13 protein-coding genes are annotated in these 17,921 nt (G+C 64.1%); 4 read left to right on the plus strand and 9 right to left on the minus strand.

Features of this window, described 5'->3' with window-relative positions:
• Positions 1-427 precede the first annotated feature (427 nt).
• Positions 428-2,359, plus strand: coding sequence for a M23 family metallopeptidase (locus ACMGE0_RS09010; RefSeq protein WP_436815521.1), 1,932 nt, complete (start codon positions 428-430; stop codon positions 2,357-2,359).
• Between the two features lie 426 nt (positions 2,360-2,785).
• Here the strand turns inward: ACMGE0_RS09010 and clpB are convergent, their stop codons facing one another.
• Positions 2,786-5,386, minus strand: coding sequence for an ATP-dependent chaperone ClpB (clpB, locus tag ACMGE0_RS09015; protein WP_436815522.1), 2,601 nt, complete (start codon positions 5,384-5,386; stop codon positions 2,786-2,788).
• 251 nt (positions 5,387-5,637) lie between these two features.
• Entirely contained in the window at positions 5,638-6,015 is a 378-nt protein-coding gene (locus ACMGE0_RS09020; RefSeq protein ID WP_436815523.1) for a nuclear transport factor 2 family protein, read from the minus strand.
• A gap of 120 nt (positions 6,016-6,135) precedes the next feature.
• Here ACMGE0_RS09020 and ACMGE0_RS09025 point away from each other — a divergent pair, with 120 nt between their 5' ends.
• The gene (locus ACMGE0_RS09025; RefSeq protein WP_436815524.1) at positions 6,136-6,597 is read left to right on the plus strand and encodes a MarR family winged helix-turn-helix transcriptional regulator; all 462 of its coding nucleotides are present in this window, start codon (positions 6,136-6,138) and stop codon (positions 6,595-6,597) included.
• 126 nt (positions 6,598-6,723) lie between these two features.
• On the opposite strand, the gene ACMGE0_RS09030 is transcribed toward ACMGE0_RS09025, so the two are convergent.
• From ACMGE0_RS09030 to ACMGE0_RS09060, 7 genes are all read right to left on the minus strand, one after another.
• A complete protein-coding gene (locus ACMGE0_RS09030) occupies positions 6,724-7,566 on the minus strand; it encodes a DUF4167 domain-containing protein (RefSeq protein ID WP_436815525.1) in 843 nt (280 codons plus the stop codon).
• 302 nt (positions 7,567-7,868) lie between these two features.
• A complete protein-coding gene (prmC, locus tag ACMGE0_RS09035; RefSeq protein ID WP_436815526.1) occupies positions 7,869-8,744 on the minus strand; it encodes a peptide chain release factor N(5)-glutamine methyltransferase in 876 nt (291 codons plus the stop codon).
• Positions 8,741-9,823, minus strand: coding sequence for a peptide chain release factor 1 (prfA, locus tag ACMGE0_RS09040; protein ID WP_436815527.1), 1,083 nt, complete (start codon positions 9,821-9,823; stop codon positions 8,741-8,743). The genes prmC and prfA overlap by 4 nt, the downstream gene beginning before the upstream one ends.
• 160 nt (positions 9,824-9,983) lie before the next feature.
• Positions 9,984-12,251, minus strand: a complete 2,268-nt coding sequence (gene ptsP / locus ACMGE0_RS09045) for a phosphoenolpyruvate--protein phosphotransferase (RefSeq protein ID WP_436815872.1) — start codon at positions 12,249-12,251, stop codon at positions 9,984-9,986.
• A gap of 79 nt (positions 12,252-12,330) precedes the next feature.
• Positions 12,331-13,605, minus strand: a complete 1,275-nt coding sequence (locus tag ACMGE0_RS09050) for an aspartate kinase (protein ID WP_436815528.1) — start codon at positions 13,603-13,605, stop codon at positions 12,331-12,333.
• 231 nt (positions 13,606-13,836) lie between these two features.
• Positions 13,837-14,637, minus strand: a complete 801-nt coding sequence (locus ACMGE0_RS09055; RefSeq protein WP_436815529.1) for an SH3 domain-containing protein — start codon at positions 14,635-14,637, stop codon at positions 13,837-13,839.
• Between the two features lie 144 nt (positions 14,638-14,781).
• The gene (locus ACMGE0_RS09060) at positions 14,782-15,840 is read right to left on the minus strand and encodes a LacI family DNA-binding transcriptional regulator (RefSeq protein WP_436815530.1); all 1,059 of its coding nucleotides are present in this window, start codon (positions 15,838-15,840) and stop codon (positions 14,782-14,784) included.
• Between the two features lie 149 nt (positions 15,841-15,989).
• Between ACMGE0_RS09060 and bglB the strand changes: the two genes are divergently transcribed.
• Positions 15,990-17,087 carry a beta-galactosidase BglB gene (gene bglB / locus ACMGE0_RS09065; protein WP_436815531.1) on the plus strand — a complete coding sequence of 366 codons (1,098 nt, stop codon included), beginning with the start codon at positions 15,990-15,992 and terminating at the stop codon, positions 17,085-17,087.
• Positions 17,084-17,920 (plus strand): 5-dehydro-4-deoxy-D-glucuronate isomerase, encoded by an 837-nt coding sequence (gene kduI / locus ACMGE0_RS09070; RefSeq protein WP_436815532.1) that lies wholly within the window; start codon positions 17,084-17,086, stop codon positions 17,918-17,920. The genes bglB and kduI overlap by 4 nt, the downstream gene beginning before the upstream one ends.
• Position 17,921: the final 1 nt, after the last annotated feature.

Consider the following 17,921-nt stretch of genomic DNA (forward strand, 5'->3'; position numbering starts at 1 on the left):
GGACTTCGTCGCCAGCAGCGCCGCCGCCCTCGTCAGTGAGCGGCGTTATAATCGCTCCCCAAGAAACAAGTCAACAGCGTTGTTCTCAAAAATCCAAGAAATCGAACAAATATATGATTCCACTATGGAAATTTGAAACCACGCAGGATCTGGCGGAAAAAGGAGCCGCTTCTACGGCAATTTCCCGGACCCCTCGCGACGCTTCCTCTGGAAGGCCTCGAAACTGCCCCGACAAATTCACAATCTCATGGTTACAGGACGTAGATGGGGATTCGAAGGCTGAATTCAAGGGTTGCACGCGTTTGCAACCTGACCGATTTGACTCTCCGTGCCGAAAGGGGCACATGTTTCGCCCAAGCTTTTGCAAGCAGGCTGAAACCTGCCTGCGGCAATTAAAGAGTGATCAGGGGGATTGGCTTAGATTGGCATGATGACGGCCCGCAGCATGATCCGCTCGCTCGGCAATGAACCGCCGATCCTCGCCGACGGTCGTCGGGCTCCGGATCGCCGTGAGATTTCCCTTCGCTGGCTTTCCGGCACCTTCCTGACCGGGATCACCTCTTCCATCCTGATGGGCGTCGCGCTGTTTGCCGCTCTGGACGGCCGCCAGCAGCTTGCCATTCCCGCCGAGGCCTCCGCCGCGCTTCCCCACGACGACGTCGATGTCGCCTCGCGCGGAAAACGCCTGCTCGGCGGCAACATCGTCGCCATGCCGACCGACCGGAAGATCATGGAGGTTTCCACGGTCGTCCACGAAGGCAACAAGGAGGTCGTCCGGCGCAGGCCCTTCGCCCAGGTGAAGATGAACCTCGCCGCAAACCACGTGGCGCAGGAGGACTATCCGGCCTTCGATCCGCTGACGATCTTCTCGTCCAGCGAGACGCCGCCTCCGCCCGCCGCGCGCGCCGGCGCCATCTACGGCTCCAACGTGGAATCCGAGGTCAGCCTCCAGACGGTCGCCTTCCCGGCCAAGGGCGGCACCTATGCCTATGCCCCGGCCATGACGCTGGAGGAAGTGGAGGAGAACGTCCGTTCCAACGGCTCGGTGCTCGCAAGCGGCAACACCCAGCTTTCGGCACTCTACTACGTCGATCCGCAGCGCTTTTCGTCGAAGGACGACGACCTCGACATCACCGCCGGGCTTTCGGCGCGCGTGGTCGAGGAGAATATCTCGGTTTCGGCGCCTGAACCGATCACCTCGCATACACGCGAATATGCCGACGACATCATCCCCGTCCGCAAGCCGGAGACCGTCACGCAGGCCATGACGGAGGTCGGCTATCCGGAGGGCAAGGCCGAGGAGATTTCCGGCCATCTGCAATCCCGGCTCGGCGAAGCCGATCTCGTCGCCGGAGACGTGCTGCGCATCGGCGTGATCCAGGAAGGCGACATGGTGCTGGTCGTGCGCGCCAGCCTTTACCGCCGCGGCAACCATCGGGTTACCATTGCCCTCGACGATCACGGCCGTTTCGTGGACGGCGAGGCGCCGCCGATGCTGGATGCCGTCGCCTCCGCCTTCAGCGAGCAGCCGCCGCAGGTCATGACCGGCCGCGAGCTGCCGCGCGTTTACGACGGCATCTATCGCGCCGCCCTTTCCTACGGCATGAGCAAGGAGATGACGGGCCTCCTGGTGAAACTGCTCGCCAGCAATGTCGATCTGCAGGCACAGCTGAAGCCGACGGACAAGATCGAAGCCTTCTTCTCCGTGACCGACGAGAAGGGACAGGCGAGCAGGGATTCCGAACTGCTTTACGTGAACGCCCAGTTCGGCGACACCACCAGCCGCTTCTACCGTTTCCAGAACGCGGACGACGGATCGGTCGATTATTTCGACGAGGACGGAAAGAGCATCCGGCAGTTCCTGCTGCGCAATCCGCTGCCGAACGGCCGCATGACCTCCGGTTTCGGCATGCGCGCCCATCCCATCCTCGGCAGATCGGTCATGCACACGGGCACCGATTGGGCCGCGCCGCGCGGCACGCCGATCATCGCCACCGGCAACGGCGTGGTCGAGAAGGCCGGCTGGGATTCCGGCGGCTACGGCAACCAGACGCTCATCCGCCACGCCAACGGCTACGTCTCCTCCTACAACCACCAGAGCGCGATCGCCCCGGGGGTTCGCGAAGGGGCGAAGATCACCCAGGGCCAGGTCATCGGCTATGTGGGTTCGACCGGCCAGTCGACCGGCGCGCATCTGCATTACGAGCTGATCGTCAACGGCACCAAGGTCGATCCGATGAAGGTGCGCCTGCCGGGCGGCAGTTCGCTGGAAGGCAAGGCGCTCGCCCGGTTCGAAGAGGAGCGCAAGCGCATCGACGCGCTGCTCAACAACCAGCCCGACGAAGTCGCCAGCCGGTAAGCCGACGAGCCGCCCGGGTCAGAGCCCGGTCGCCCGCATCGAGATCGCCGAGATCGCTTCCGGTCCGAGGGACGGAAGACAACGGCGATGACACTACTGCATCGGCCCGAAAACCGGAATCGGTTTTCGGAAAGCACGATGCAGCAGATTCAATGCTTTAGAACGTCCTTAGTGCGTCCAATTGGACGCACGGCGCTCTATCGACAACTTCCGCCGCGTGCGCGGCGTCATCCTCGGCCTTGTGCCGAGGATCTGCCCACCTCACCGAAACTGCTGGTTATGTTGGAATAATTTCAGGACCATCGACGTGGCCGGATGCTCGGGACAAGCCCGAGCATGACGAAAGAGAAGTTGTCGCCCCTTTTTGTCGGCAGTCTGAGCCGCGTCGATGACGCGGCCCTTTGCCTGTTCAAATCGGACGCCGTTTCAAGCGGCCTCGCTGACCTCCCGCTTGACGCGGAAGAGCAGCCGGTCGGAGCCGGAGCTCACCGCCACGGTCGAACCGTCGGGGATCTGCCCGCCCAGGATCTGCTCGGCGAGCGGGTCCTGCAGGTATTTCTGGATCACCCGCTTCAGCGGACGGGCGCCGTAGACGGGATCGTAGCCCTTCTCCGCCAGCCATTCGCGGGCGTCCTCGCCGAGATCGATCGCGATCTTGCGTTCGGCAAGCAGGTTCAGGAGCCGCTTCATCTGGATATCGACGATCGCCCCCATCTCGCTGCGGCGCAGGCGATGGAACAGGATGATCTCGTCGACGCGGTTTAAAAATTCCGGCCGGAACGACGCCTTCACCACATCCATGACCTGTTCGCGGACCTGGTCCACGTCCTCGCCCTCGCGCAGATTGGTGAGGTATTCCGCGCCGAGGTTGGAGGTCATGATGATGATCGTGTTCTTGAAGTCGACCGTGCGGCCCTGCCCGTCCGTCAGCCGCCCGTCGTCGAGCACCTGCAGGAGAACGTTGAAGACGTCGGGATGCGCCTTCTCGATCTCGTCGAACAGCACGACCTGGTAGGGCTTGCGGCGCACCGCTTCCGTCAGAGCGCCGCCTTCCTCATAGCCGACATAGCCCGGAGGCGCGCCGATCAGCCGCGCGACCGAGTGCTTCTCCATATATTCCGACATGTCGAGGCGCACCATCGCGGTCTCGTCGTCGAACAGGAAGCGGGCGAGCGACTTCGTCAGCTCCGTCTTGCCGACGCCGGTCGGACCCAGAAAGATGAACGAGCCGATCGGCCGGTTCGGGTCCTGCAGGCCGGCACGCGAACGGCGCACCGCGCGCGAGACAGCCTGGACGGCATCGCCCTGGCCGACGACCGATTTCGCCAGCTCGTCCTCCATGCGCAGAAGCTTCTCGCGCTCGCCCTCCAGCATCCTGTCCACGGGAATGCCCGTCCAGCGGGAGACCACATGGGCGATGTTGTCGGGCGTTACGACCTCCTGCACCATGGAAGCGCCGCTGCTGTCCTGTGCTTCCGCTTCGGCGAGTTCCTTTTCGAGCTTCGGAATGACGCCGTAGGCAAGCTCGCCGGCGCGCTGGTATTCGCCCTGGCGCTGGGCGATCGCCAGTTCGTTGCGGGCCTCGTCGAGCTGCTTCTTGAGGTCGGCGGCAAGGCCGAGCTTCTGCTTTTCCGCCTGCCAGCGCGCCGTCAGCGCATTTGCCTCCTCTTCGAGCGAAGAGAGCTCGTTCTCCAGCCGCGCCAGCCGGTCGGCCGAGGCGCTGTCGGTTTCCTTCTTCAAGGCTTCCCGCTCGATCTTGAGCTGGATGATGCGCCGGTCGAGTTCGTCGAGCTCTTCGGGCTTGGAATCCACCTGCATGCGAAGACGCGAGGCCGCCTCGTCCATCAGGTCGATCGCCTTGTCCGGCAGGAATCTGTCGGTAATGTAGCGGTTGGAAAGCGTCGCAGCCGCGACCAGGGCCGAATCGGAGATGCGGACCTTGTGATGCTGCTCGTATTTTTCCTTGAGGCCGCGCAGGATCGAGATCGTGTCCTCGACTGTCGGCTCGTCGACCATGACGGGCTGGAAACGGCGGGCAAGTGCGGCGTCCTTCTCCACATGCTTGCGGTATTCGTCGAGCGTGGTGGCTCCGACGCAGTGCAGCTCGCCGCGGGCAAGCGCCGGCTTCAAAAGGTTCGAGGCGTCCATCGCCCCTTCGGACTTGCCGGCGCCGACCAGCGTGTGCATCTCGTCGATGAACAGGATGATCTCGCCGTTTTCCGACTGCACCTCGTTCAGCACGCTTTTCAGGCGCTCCTCGAACTCGCCGCGATATTTCGCGCCGGCGATGAGCGCGCCCATGTCGAGCGCCATCAGCTTCTTGTCCTTGAGGCTTTCCGGCACGTCGCCGTTGACGATCCTGAGCGCCAGGCCTTCGGCGATCGCCGTCTTGCCGACGCCGGGCTCGCCGATGAGGACCGGATTGTTCTTGGTGCGGCGGGACAGGACCTGGATGGTGCGGCGGATTTCGTCGTCGCGGCCGATCACCGGATCGAGCTTGCCCTCGCGGGCTTCCGCCGTAAGATCCCGCGCATATTTCTTCAGCGCCTCGAAACCCTGTTCGGCATTGGCGCTGTCGGCCGTGCGGCCCTTGCGGATGTCGTTGATGACCTGGTTGAGGCCTTGCGCTGTCACGCCCGCCTTTTTCAGCGTCGCGGAGGTCGAAGCCGAGCTTTCGATGGCAAGCGCCAGAAGCAGGCGTTCGACGGTCACGAAACTGTCGCCGGCCTTCTTGGCGGCGTCTTCGGCGGTCGAGAAAACCTTGGCGAGCGGCTGGGAAAGATAGATTTCGCCGTTGCCGCCGGAAACCTTGGGCAGCTTGGCAAGTGCGGCATCGTTGGCGATGCGCGCTTCCTTGGCATTGCCGCCGGCGCGTTCGATCAGCGAGGACGCCATGCCCTGGTCGTCGTCGAGCAGCACCTTCAGCACGTGTTCCGGCGTGAACTGCTGATGCCCCGAGGCCAGCGCCTGCGTCTGCGCCGCCTGCAGGAAGCCGCGCACGCGCTCGGAATATTTTTCGATGTTCATTCATACACCTCCTGAATCGCCCTGCCCTCAGAAGGCGCAGGCCGATGGTTGAGATCGAGCTCCCTTAAAGGCGAGCCCCGCCGGTCATGCCGGCTTCGGTGTGGAATATGGTAAGCGATTTTACGGATTTAAAGAAGCGGACCCGAGCTTTTGAACGGCTATCGGGAGACGCTCCGGCCGACACGAATACAGGCCGCGAACGGCCGCCCCGTGCAAGAAGGATCATCCCCGGCAAGGTCTGGCGCGATGCTTTAGAGGGCGTCCTTGATATCAAAGCGCACGATCTTGTCGCCTTGAATATGGAAGATATGCGTAACGGTCTTGTCCTTCAAGCCGTGCGTTTGCCCCTCCAGCGGCTGACCGTCGAGGTCAAATACCGACTGGATCACCTCGACGGCTACGGCGCCATCTTCCTTCTTTTCGAATGCTACCGGCTCAACGTGCGGACGAACGACAGCCCACTGACGGGTCCAGTAGTCGCGCACGGCCTCACGGCCGTGAACGTGGCCGCCATCCATGCCGTTGGCCCAGGAAACGTCGTCGGAAAGCACGACAAGTACGCCGTCAATGTCTCTCGCGTTGAAGCTGCGATAGATGCGCTTGAGCATTTGGATGTCATTGCTCGACATGTCGTGTCCTCTATTTGAAGGATTGGCTGGGGAGCACCGAAGCGACATTGCGTGATGCCGCGCACCGAGATATATACGTACATATATATATTCCGGTCAAGCGGAGGCAAGGTGAGCGAAATGAACGAAGACGTGCTTTCCACGCCGGGGCATCTCATCAGCCTTGCGGCGCGGGGGTTCGCCCGCCTTAGCGAGGCACGCCTCAAACCCCTCGGCTTCGGCGTCGGCCAGTTGCCTGTGCTGGTCGCGCTGCAAAATGGCAAAGCAAGCACGCAGCGCGACCTTGCCCGCTTCGCGAGGGTGGAGCAACCGCCGATGGCGCAGATGCTCGCCCGCATGGAGAGGGATGGACTGATAGAGCGGACACCCGACCCGGCCGACGGCCGGAGCAGCCGTATCGTGCTTACGAAGGCTGCCCGGGAACGCATGCCTGAGGCAATTGCGGCCTTGTTCCAAGGCAATCGCGAGGCATTGAATGGATTCACGGATGCGGAGGCGGCACAGCTTGTCGATCTGCTTGCGCGGTTGATTGAAAATCTGGATCAAATTGCGAGCGCAGAGTCTTCCTCGCGCGAGTCATGAGCTTTGAACCGGGAATAGACGATGGCAGCCGTGATCTGGCTCTCGCCGGCAATTTGCTCCTAAACGCAAAAACTCCGGCTTTCGGCCGGAGTTTTTGCATGTCGCATGATTTTCGATGCCGGGCGCTTATTCACCGGCGGCTTCCGCCAGGGCCGGCCGGGCATCATCGCCCGAAGCCTCGCCCTCCTCGGCAGCGGCCTCGCCGCGACGCGGACGGCGCGGGCGGGCGGCCGCCCGGCGGCGCGGAGCGCGCTCGGCCGGAGCCGACGCTTCCGCCTGCTCTGCCTGCTCGACGACGACCTCGGCCGGGGTGCCTTCGATTACCGGCTGCGGACCGGAACCATCATCGATGGCAGGAGCTGCCGGCTGCGGCTGTTCGGCGATGGCCGGCTGCTCGCGGCGTTCCTGCCGGTCCTGACGCCGGTCGCGGCGCTGCTCGCGGTCGCGGCGCTGCTCGCGGTCGCGGCGGTTCTCGCGCGGCTGCTGTTCCTGGGCATGTCCGTTCTGCTCGCGGCGCGGCTGCTGCTGTGGCTGCGGCGCCTGGGCTTCGTCGACGATCGCCGGCTGCTGGGCGAAGCCGAGATCGTCGGCTTCGCCGGTCTCCATCTCGTCCTGGTCGAGACCGGCGCCGTCACGGTCCTGGTAGTCGCCGCCGCGATCCTGATGCTGGAAGCGGTCCTGCATCTGCGCCTGGGCGGCGGCAATGATGCGGTTGTAGTGCTCGGCGTGCTGCAGATAGTTCTCGGCTATCACGCGGTCGCCGGAGCTTTGCGCATCGCGGGCCAATGCCGCGTATTTCTCGGCGATGTGCTGGGCGGTGCCGCGGATTTTCACGTCGGGGCCGGAACTGTCGTAAGTCCGGCTGAGAGGATTACCACCCTTGCGGTTGAAGTTGTTGTTGCCGCCGCCGTTATTGTTGTTGTTATTGCCGCGCCCTCGACCGCGTTTGTTCTGCTGTCCTGGCCTCATCTATCGTTCACCAATTCTCTGTCTTCGCTGATAAAGGGCCACGCGGCCTGCCGGTCCATGCCGGAACAAGACTTCGCGTGCCACGCACAGGGCGACCAAAGCGTCCTGCCGCTTGTGAAAGTCAAATTAACTGAATCACGCACCGGGAATTGTTCAACCTTCGCAACTCTTCGAAAAGAGCAGGATCAAGGGTTGACCTGTAACCCGAACGAATCGCTGTTCATTCCCAGCCGCCCCAGTGCGTGCCTTGCAAGCTATCCCGCTTCCTCCGGAAATCCAAGCCTTTTCTTCTGCTGTGCAAATCAGGGCTCTTTTACGGTAAATACGAGAACTCGATCGTTGTCGCCGTAGTCGCGCGCCGCCTGCACCAGCTTGAAGCCGGCCGAGCGGAAGATAGCGGTTACGGCTTCCTTCTGGTCGAACCCGATCTCGACGCCGATAACGCCGCCCTTTTCGAGGAAATCTCCTGCACCCGCTGCTATCGCGCGATAGGGGAAAAGTCCATCCGGACCTCCGTCCAGCGCTGCCGGCGGATCGAAATCCCGAACTTCCGGTTCCAGTGAGGGGATAACGTCACTCCGTATATAGGGCGGATTTGACACGATTATGTCGAAACGTCCGGAAATGTTTTCAAACCAGTCGCTTCGGATCGCCTCAAATCTCTCCGCCGATCCTGTCCGGGCCGCGTTTTCCGCTGCCGTCCGCAAGGCGTCTTCCGAAATATCGCTGCCGATCCCTTTGGCCTGCGGGCTTTCCTTCAGCAGCGCGAGAATGATCGCGCCGGTACCCGTGCCGAGATCGAGAAGCCGTGCCGCACCCTTGGCTGCGACAATCTGCCTCACGTGGGGAAGCAGGCAATCCACCAGGATTTCCGTGTCCGGACGAGGCTCCAGCGTCTCCTTGGAGAGGAGGAGATCCATCCCGTGGAATTCCCGTGACCCTAATATGCGGTGTACCGGCTCCCGTTTCAAGCGCCGTTCGACGGCATTTGTGATTCGGGCCTTTTCGTCGTCCGTCAGAACACGGCCGCTGCCCGTGAAGACCTCGGTGCTGGAAAGCCCGAGCAGCCCGCCGATCAGCAGACGCGCCTCGATCGCCGCGTCCGGCAGCCCGGCTTCCGTGAACCGGCCCTTCGCCCCCGCCACGGCCGCCGCCAAGGTCGTTATTCCTGTCGTCATCCCTGTTGCTCGCCGAGTTGCGCGAGCTGGCCGGCCTGGTAATCGGCGATCAGCGCGTCCACCACTTCGTCGATTTCGCCCTCCATCATCCGGTCGAGCTTGTAGAGCGTCAGGTTGATGCGGTGGTCGGTCACCCGCCCCTGCGGAAAATTGTAGGTGCGGATGCGCTCGGAACGGTCGCCGGAGCCGACCTGGCTCTTGCGGTCGGCGGAACGTTCGCTGTCGGCCCTCTGCCGTTCCATGTCGAAAAGCCGGGAACGCAGCACCTGCATCGCCTTGGCGCGGTTCTGGTGCTGCGACTTTTCCGAACTGGTGACGACGATGCCGCTCGGAATGTGGGTGATGCGCACCGCCGAGTCGGTGGTGTTGACGTGCTGCCCCCCTGCGCCGGAGGAACGCATCGTGTCGATACGGATGTCTTCCGGCCGGATTTCGATGTCGATTTCTTCCGCTTCGGGCAGGACCGCGACGGTCGCCGCAGAGGTGTGGATGCGTCCCTGCGTTTCGGTATCCGGCACACGCTGAACGCGATGAACGCCGGATTCGAACTTCAGCTTGGAGAAGACGCCGCGCCCGGTGACCGTCGCGATGATTTCCCGGTAGCCGCCCGCCTCGCCTTCGCTCGACGAAAGCACCTCCACCTTCCAGCCGTGCGCGCCCGCATAGCGCTCGTACATGCGGAAGAGATCGCCGGCGAAGAGCGCCGCCTCGTTGCCGCCGGTGCCGGCGCGGATTTCCAGGATGGCGCTTCTCTCGTCGGCGGCATCCTTCGGCAGGAGCAGGATCTGCATGTCCTTTTCGAGCGCCTCGATCCGCTCTTCCGCTTCCGGCAGCTCCATTTCGGCAAGCTCGCGCATCTCGCGGTCGGTCGCCTTGTCGGCCAGCATGGCGCGCAGGTCGGCCGCTTCCGCGACCGTCTTCTCGTATTCGCGGATCTTCCGCACCACGGGCTGCAGTTCGGAATATTCCGACGCCAGCTTCACGTAGACGTCGGCGGCCGGCCCTTCCGACATGCGCGCCTCGATCTCGCCGAAACGGCGCTCCAGCTCGCGCATCTTTTCAACAGGAAGCTTCGCCAATTATAAGACTCCAACTATGCCGTTCGTCATCCTCGGGCTTGTCCCGAGGATCTGCCAACCTATCGGCGCGGTTAGGTCCTCGGGATATCCTCGGACTTGATCCGTGGACCGAGGATGACGGTGAGAGCACATAGCTCGACCAATGACCGTCATTCAATCGTCAAACCGGAATATTGTGAGCCTGGGCGAACCGGACAAGCAGGTCGCGGATCGGCTCGTTCGAGGTCATATCGTCGAGCGCAGCGTTGAGCTCGGCGGCCAGGAGGTCGGCGTCGAGCCCGAGCAGCATGGCCTTGACGGGGCCGATCGAGGTCGCCGCCATCGAGACGGAACGGAAGCCGATGCCGATCAGCGCCATGGCGGAAAGCGGCTTGCCGGCCATCTCGCCGCAAAGCGTCACCGGCGTCTTGTTGCGTTCGCCGGCGCGCGCGATGTCGCGCAGGATGCGCAGGAAGGGTTTTCCCAGATTGTCGAACCGGTCCGAGACGCGCGCATTGCCGCGGTCGGCCGCCATGGCGAACTGGAAGAGGTCGTTCGAGCCGACCGACACGAAATCCACTTCCTGCATCAGCTCGTCGAGCTGCCACATCAGCGCCGGCACTTCCAGCATCGCCCCGAACTGCAGCTTGCGCGGCAGGCTGTGGCCGAATTTCGAAAGATGCTGCACTTCCTTCTGCATCAGGTCGCGCACCGCATGGATTTCCGAGACCTCGGTCACCATCGGCACCATCATTCTCAGCTCGCCCCCCGCCGACGCTCTCAAAAGCGCGCGAAGCTGGGTGCGCAGCAGCCCCGGTCGGTCGAGCGACAGGCGGATCGCCCGCCAGCCGAGCGCCGGGTTCTCCTCCTCGTGGCTGCGGAAATAGGAGACGACCTTGTCGCCGCCGATATCGAGTGTGCGGAAGGTCACGGCCCGGCCCGCCGCCTGCTTCGTCACGTTGCGGTAGAACGCCTCCTGCTCCTCCAGCTTCGGCATGGTGGAGGCGATCATGAACTGCAACTCGGTGCGGAAGAGGCCGATCCCGTCGGCGCCGGATTCCACAAGCTGCGGCAGGTCGACCATCAGGCCCGCATTCATCTGCAGGCTGATGCGCTTGCCGTCTCTGGTGAGCGGCTCGACCGAGCGCAGCGCCCGGAACTGCTCCTGGCGGCGGGCGCGCAGCCGCACCTTTTCCTCATAGGCCTTCTGCAGATCCGTCATCGGCCTGAGATGGATCTGCCCGTCGTCACCGTCGATGATCACCGGATCGCCGTTTTCGGCGAGCGCCACGACGCCGGCCGCTTGGCCAACGACCGGAATGCCCATGGCGCGCGCGACGATCACCACATGGCTCGTCACCGCGCCGTCTTCCAGCACGAGGCCGCGCATGCGCTCGCGCGGATAGTCCAGAAGCTCCGCCGCCCCCATGGCGCGCGCCAGGATGATCGCGTCGGCCGGGAACCCTTCCTCGGAAAGGCGGCCGGAAAAACCGGTGAGCTGCCTGAGCAGCCGGTTGGCGAGGTCGTCGAAATCGTGCATCCGCTCGCGCAGATAGGGGTCGGTGAGGCGCATCATGCGCGCCTTGGTGTCGCTCTGCACCTTCTCGACCGCCGCTTCCGCCGTGAGCCCGTTGTGGATCGCCTCTTCCATGCGGCGGACCCAGCCCTGGTCATGCGCGAACATGCGGTAGGTTTCGAGAACCTCCCGGTGCTCGCCCTCCTGCGCCACTTCGCGCCGCGACAGCATGTCGTCGATGGAGATGCGTAAGCTACCGAGCGCTTCGGCGAGCCGCTGGATCTCCTTCTCCGAGTCCTCGTTGAGCAGATTGGTGACGACGATGCGCGGCTCGTGCAGCACGACGTGGCCGAGCCCGATGCCTTCGTTGTAGCCGTCCGCCTCGATCGTCACCGCGCGGGTGAGGTCGAGCTCGAGCCCCGGCCGGGTGATCTTCTTGAGCTCGCCGGTCGCGATCATCTCGGCGATCACCATCGCCGTGGTCTCGAGCGCCTCCAGCTCGTCCTCGCGATAGTTGCGGCTCGCCCGGTTCTGGACGACGAGAACCCCCAGCGTCCGGCCGGCGCGCAGGATCGGCACGCCGAGGAAGGAGTGATAGATTTCCTCGCCGGTCTCCGGGAGATAGCGGAAAGCCGGATGCGCCTGCGCGTCGGAAAGGTTGAGCGGTTGGGCGGAGGCGGCGATCGTGCCGACCAGGCCTTGGCCCATCTTCAATTGCGAAAGGTGGACGGCTTCCTTCTTCAGACCTTCGGTCGCGTAGAGTTCGAGCACGCCGTCGGAGCGGAGCACGTAGACGGAGCAGACCTCGGCCACCATGTTGCTGGCGATCTGGCGGACGATCCGGTCAAGGCGCTCCTGGGGGTCGAGCGGCTCCGCCATCAATTCGCGCAGGCGCTTTAGAAGAACGCGCGGACCAGCCGACAGGTCTCTCATCGGCATCAGTGCTCCCGAACCCAGGTCATCCTATCCGGGATGGCGCGCCCGAATGCCGGCGCGCCGAACCGGCTCACCATCAACTCTTATCGAGACCGTAGGCGGAATGCAAAGTCCGAACTGCGAGTTCGGAATAAGCGCCGTCGATCAGGATGGAAATCTTGATTTCCGAGGTGGTGATCGCCTTGATGTTGATGCCTTTTTCGGCAAGTGCCTTGAAAGCGTGCGCGGCGACGCCCGCATGGCTGCGCATGCCGATGCCGATGACGGAGACCTTGGCGAGGCCTGATTCGCTCTGGGCGACGTCGAAGCCGATCTTCTCCTTGTTGTCGTCCAGCACCTTCAGCGCCTTCTGCACGTCGCCCGAAGGCACGGTGAAGGTCATGTCGGTCTTCGACCCGTCTTCCGACGTGTTCTGCACGATCATGTCGACATTGATATGCGCTTCGGCGAGCGGCCCGAAGATCGCGGCCGACACTCCCGGCCGGTCGGCGAGCCGCCGGAGCGAGATCTGCGCTTCATCCTTGGCATAGGCGATGCCGGTGACGACTTCCTGTTCCACGATTTCTTCCTCGTCGCAAATCAAAGTGCCGGGCGGGTTCAAAAGGTCGCCCATGCCCGGCGCATCGGGATCCTCGAAACTGGAGCGCACGAAGGTGCGGACCTTGAAGACCATGGCGAGCTCGACCGAGCGCACCTGCAGGACCTTCGAGCCGAGCGAGGCCATTTCCAGCATTTCCTCGAAGGAGACCTTCTTCATGCGGCGCGCTTTGGGCTCGATGCGCGGGTCGGTCGTGTAGACGCCGTCCACGTCGGTATAGATGTCGCAGCGGTCGGCCTTGACCGCGGCGGCGATCGCCACCGCCGAGGTGTCGGAGCCGCCGCGGCCGAGCGTCGCGATGCGGTTGTCCGGGCCGAGCCCCTGGAAGCCGGCGACGACCGCCACCTGTCCCTCGCCCATCCGCTTGACGATCTCGGAGCCGTCGATCTCCATGATGCGCGCCGCGCCATGGGCGTTGTCGGTGCGGATCGGGATCTGCCAGCCCTGCCACGAGCGGGCGTTGATGCCCATGGACTGCAGCGCGATCGCCAGAAGCCCCGAGGTCACCTGCTCGCCGGAGGCGACGACGGCATCGTATTCGCGCGCGTCGTAGAAGGGCGAGTTGGCGCCCGTCGCCTTCGGCGCGTCCTGAACCCAGGCGACCAGTTCGTTGGTCTTGCCGGACATGGCGGAAACGACGACCGCGACTTCGTGGCCCGCTTCGACCTCCCGTTTCACATGGCGCGCGACGTTGTGAATGCGTTCGAGATTGGCGACGGACGTGCCGCCGAACTTCATGACGATGCGAGCCATACGACCAAAACCACTCTTTCGCCCAGGCCTGATAATACCCGGGCGTCTCCTTTCCAACCGCCTCAAAACCCCGTCTCCTGAGACGGGATTGTCAAGTTGCGGGGTCTCTTATCGAAAAGGGAGAAAAGGCGCAATGGCCGGAGCATAGGCGAACGGTACGCTCGTCATAAATGCTTTACTATGGCACGCATGGAAAGGGCCGCCCGGAGGCGGCCCTATACAATCGTCTGGTCAGTTATCGCCGTGTGTTCCAGGCGTCTGGCAGCTCGGCGTCCAGCAGGCCCCACGATCCCGCTCCGCCCTTTGCGGAGGACGGCGATCCTCGCCCCGATCCACCCTCGGCGGCGGACGGCGGTCATCGTTCCGGTCCACGCGCGGCGGCGGTCTGCGGTCGTCGTCACGATCGACCCGCGGCGGCGGGCGGCGATCGTCACGATCGCGGTCCCTGTCCCTGTCGCGGTCCCACCGGTCACGGTCGCGGTCGCGATCCCAGCGCGGAGGATCCCGATCCCGGTCCCAACGCGGCGGGTCCCGATCACGATCCCATCGGGGCGGATCACGATCCCAGCGCGGGGGGTCGCGGTCCCAGCGCGGCGGCGGAGGCGGGCGGCGATCGACCCGGTCCCAGTCGTAGCGGCGCCAGCGGTCGCGGTCGCGATAGAAGTCGCGGTCGCGATAGTAGCGGCCCCAATAGGTATCGACGTCGAAGGTGATCATGGGAATGCCGAGCGGGCGATAGTATTGCGGCCCGACATAGACCCGGTTGGATTGATAGCTGGCCTGCACATAGGTGCCGGACACCCAGCCGCGGCCGCCGAAAAACTGCACGTCGCACCAGTTGACGCTGCTCATGCAGCCGTAAATGGTGACGGGCGTACCCACCGGGATGACGGTGACGGCGGGGTAGCCGGTGCTCGGTCCGGACCGCATGTTGACATTGGCCGTGGCGAAGCCGCGCACCGCCGCCTCCGCAAGCGACGGCGCCGCGAGCATGGCGCACAATGCCGCAACGGACATGAGAATTTTCTTCACGGGCTTCCTCCTGAGAAACCTTGATTGGCGTCCGAACAGATGTTCCGATCTGCCGACGGATTCCGCCGACCTATCAATGTTCGAGGCATCCGCATTGTTCCAGCAGGCCTCTGAATGGCGCATGAATACGCCGTTTGGCTTGCGTTAAGCCTGCCGCCATTTCGCCGGTCCGGTCGACTGCCGCTCGGCGATATGGCAGGCGAGTTCCACCCGCCGCGGCGGAATGGGAAAACCGGACATGCCGTCGCGCAGGAGATCGAGCGCCACCGAACCGAGTTCGCGCATGGGGATGTGCATCGTCGTCAGCGGCGGGTTGAGGAAGGCCGCCTGCGGCAGGTCGTCCATGCCCATGACGGAGACGTCGCCCGGCACGGAATAGCCCGCCTGCTGCACGCCCATCATCGCGCCGACCGCAAGGCTGTCGCCGGCGGTGAGCACGGCGGTGAAATCGAGCCCGTTCGTGCGGATGCGCTCGCTGATCGCCTGGGCGGCAAGCTCCGGCAGCCAGTCGTCCACCGGCACGACGAGATCGGCGGGACAGGGCAGCCCGTGCTGGAGAAGCGCGTCCTGCCAGCCCTCGCGGCGGCGGTCGATGGTGCGCCGGCCGGGCCGCATCAGGAAAAGGATGCGCCTGTGGCCGAGCCGGATGAGGTAATCCGCCGCAAGATGCGCCGCCGAGCGGTTGCAGGGCGTGACGCTCGAAAGCCGCATATAAGGATCGTCGCCGTTGATCAGCACGACCGGCTTGCCGAAGCCGCGGGTCGCCGCCAGCATGCCTTCGTCGTCGACGGTGAGGAACAGGAGCCCCGCCACGTCGGGATCGGCGCGCGCCTCTTCCAGCACGGCCTTTTCCTCCGCCTCGTCGGCGACCGCCCGGGTCACGATGTCGAGACCCAGCGCCTGCGCCCGGTCCCTCAGGCCTTCGAGCACGTAGAGCGTGAACTGGTTGCGCACGTAGTCGATCATCGCCGCGCTTGAAGCGGCGAGCACCACCTTCTTGCCGGCAACCGGCGTCGGCACGGCATAGTTGATGTCCTTCGCCGCCTCCAGGATGCGCTGGCGGATGTCGGCCCGGACACCCTTCTCGCCGGCGATCGCCCGGGAGACCGTGCTCAGCGAGACCCCCACCTTTTCCGCTATGTCCTCCAGCCGCACCCGCCGGCTCTTCTTGCCGCGTTTGCCAGGAACGATCGAGGTTGCCATTGCCGTCCTCCCGTAAATCAGCCAGCAGACTGCAAAAAATTTTCAGATTGCGCAATCAATTTTCAGATGTTTTCATGAAGTCACCGTCCGGGAGAGACGGACCGACAGGATTGCGCGCTTTGGAGAGCCGCGACGGGAGGAATTGCGTAATGGGCCTTTCAGCCCGGGACATCCGTGAGAAGCTCGACCGCCTGGTGGCCGGCATGACCGGCCTTCGCCACGACGGGCGCTTTCACGAACCCAATCTCGACGGCACCGCCGGCGACTATATCTCTTTCGACAGCTGGGAATGGCCGCAGGGCGTCGGCCTTTACGGGATGGTCCGGCTGTGGCTCTTCACCGGCCGCGACGATCTCAAGGCCCTCATAGAGAACTGGTATGCCGCCCGCATCGAGGCCGGCCTTCCCTCGCTGAACGTCAACACGACCGCGCCGATGCTGGGTCTCTCCGTCCTGTGGCGCGAGACCCGCGATCCGCGCTGGCAGCCGGTGCTCGACGCCTGGGCGACCCGCGTGATGAGCGAGATGGGCCGCACCGAGGAAGGCGCCTTCGAGCATCACGTCTCCGACAAGGTGAACGACGACGAGCTCTGGGACGACACGCTTTATATGGTCGCCCTCTTCCTCGCCTCCTACGGGGAAGCGAGCGGCCGCACCGAGCTGGTCGACGAGGCGGCAAGACAGTTCCTCGTCCATACCCGCTATCTTGCGGACAGGAAGACCGGCCTCTGGTTCCACGGCTGGACCTTTGACGGCCGGCATAATTTCGCCGAAGCCCGCTGGGCACGCGGCAACGCCTGGATCACCGCCGGCATGCTGGACCTCTTCGATCTCGCCGAAATGGGCAAGCCGGTGAAGGATTATCTCCTCGGCGTGCTGGTGGCGCAGGTGAACGCGCTCCTGCCGCTTCAGACCGCCTCCGGCGCCTGGCGCACGCTGCTCGACGACCCCTCCTCCTACGAGGAGATTTCCGCCACCGCCGGCATCGGCTACGGCCTCTTGAAGGGCTACCGCCTCGGCCTCGGCACGCATGCCTGGCGCGAGGCCGGTCTCAAGGCCGTCGAAGCCGTGCTTGCCAATATCGACGGAACCGGCACCGTGCTGAATGTCTCCTACGGCACCCGCATGGGCCACGACCTGCAATTCTATCGGGACATTCCGATCCAGCCGACCGGCTACGGACAGGCGCTGGCGATCCTCTGCCTTTCCGAAGCCCTGCGGCACGTCGATCCGGGAGAAGCGGCATGACGATGAAAGTGCTTTACGGGGCAGGCCCCGAAGACATCAAGACCTATGACACCGCGCGCCTGCGCGCCGAATTCCTCGTGGAAGACCTCTTCCGGGAGGATAAGGTCAGCTTCACCTATACCCATGTGGACCGCCTGATCCTCGGCGGCGCGGTTCCGGTCTCGCAGACGCTCGCCTTCGGCTCGGGAGAGGATATCGGCACGCCGTTCCTGCTCTCGGCCCGCGAGATGGGCGTCGCCAATCTCGGCGGCGCCGGCACGATCGTGGTCGACGGCAAGAGCTTCACGCTGGAAAACCGCGACGTGCTTTACATCGGCCGCGGCGCGCGCGAAATCTCGGCCGCCAGCGCCTCCGCGGGGAACCCCGCCCGCTTCTACATGAATTCCGTGCCGGCCGGCGCCGATATCCCGCACCGCCTGATCAAGCGGGCCGAATCCAAGCTGCTGACCTTCGGCGACCCCAAGCGTGCCAATCTCCGGAACCTGCGCATGTACATCCATCCGGAAGTCGCGCCGTCCTGCCTGCTTCTGCTCGGCATCACCGATCTTGCCGAAGGCAGCATCTGGAACACCATGCCGCCGCACCTGCACGAGCGCCGCATGGAAGCCTATTGCTATTTCGACCTGCCCGAAGAGGAACGGGTCATCCACCTGATGGGCCGGCCGGAAGAGACGCGCCATCTCGTCGTCAAGAACCTCGACGCGGTGCTCTCCCCCGCCTGGTCGATCCATATGGGTGCCGGCACGGCGCAATATGCCTTCGTCTGGGGCATGACCGGCGAAAACCAGGAATATAATGACGTGGCTCCCGTGGCCCTCGGCGAATTGAGATAAG

It is taken from the genome of Neorhizobium descurainiae, assembly GCF_051400715.1.
Classification (GTDB): domain Bacteria; phylum Pseudomonadota; class Alphaproteobacteria; order Rhizobiales; family Rhizobiaceae; genus Neorhizobium.

Excerpts from the sequence above, each read along its gene's own strand:
- ACMGE0_RS09010 (WP_436815521.1), top strand. The coding sequence starts at position 428 with ATGATGACGGCCCGCAGCATGATCCGCTCGCTCGGCAATGAACCGCCG.
- clpB (WP_436815522.1), bottom strand. The coding sequence starts at position 5,386 with ATGAACATCGAAAAATATTCCGAGCGCGTGCGCGGCTTCCTGCAGGCG.
- ACMGE0_RS09020 (WP_436815523.1), bottom strand. The coding sequence starts at position 6,015 with ATGTCGAGCAATGACATCCAAATGCTCAAGCGCATCTATCGCAGCTTC.
- ACMGE0_RS09025 (WP_436815524.1), top strand. The coding sequence starts at position 6,136 with ATGAACGAAGACGTGCTTTCCACGCCGGGGCATCTCATCAGCCTTGCG.
- ACMGE0_RS09030 (WP_436815525.1), bottom strand. The coding sequence starts at position 7,566 with ATGAGGCCAGGACAGCAGAACAAACGCGGTCGAGGGCGCGGCAATAAC.
- prmC (WP_436815526.1), bottom strand. The coding sequence starts at position 8,744 with ATGACGACAGGAATAACGACCTTGGCGGCGGCCGTGGCGGGGGCGAAG.
- ptsP (WP_436815872.1), bottom strand. The coding sequence starts at position 12,251 with ATGAGAGACCTGTCGGCTGGTCCGCGCGTTCTTCTAAAGCGCCTGCGC.
- ACMGE0_RS09050 (WP_436815528.1), bottom strand. The coding sequence starts at position 13,605 with ATGGCTCGCATCGTCATGAAGTTCGGCGGCACGTCCGTCGCCAATCTC.
- ACMGE0_RS09060 (WP_436815530.1), bottom strand. The coding sequence starts at position 15,840 with ATGGCAACCTCGATCGTTCCTGGCAAACGCGGCAAGAAGAGCCGGCGG.
- bglB (WP_436815531.1), top strand. The coding sequence starts at position 15,990 with ATGGGCCTTTCAGCCCGGGACATCCGTGAGAAGCTCGACCGCCTGGTG.
- kduI (WP_436815532.1), top strand. The coding sequence starts at position 17,084 with ATGACGATGAAAGTGCTTTACGGGGCAGGCCCCGAAGACATCAAGACC.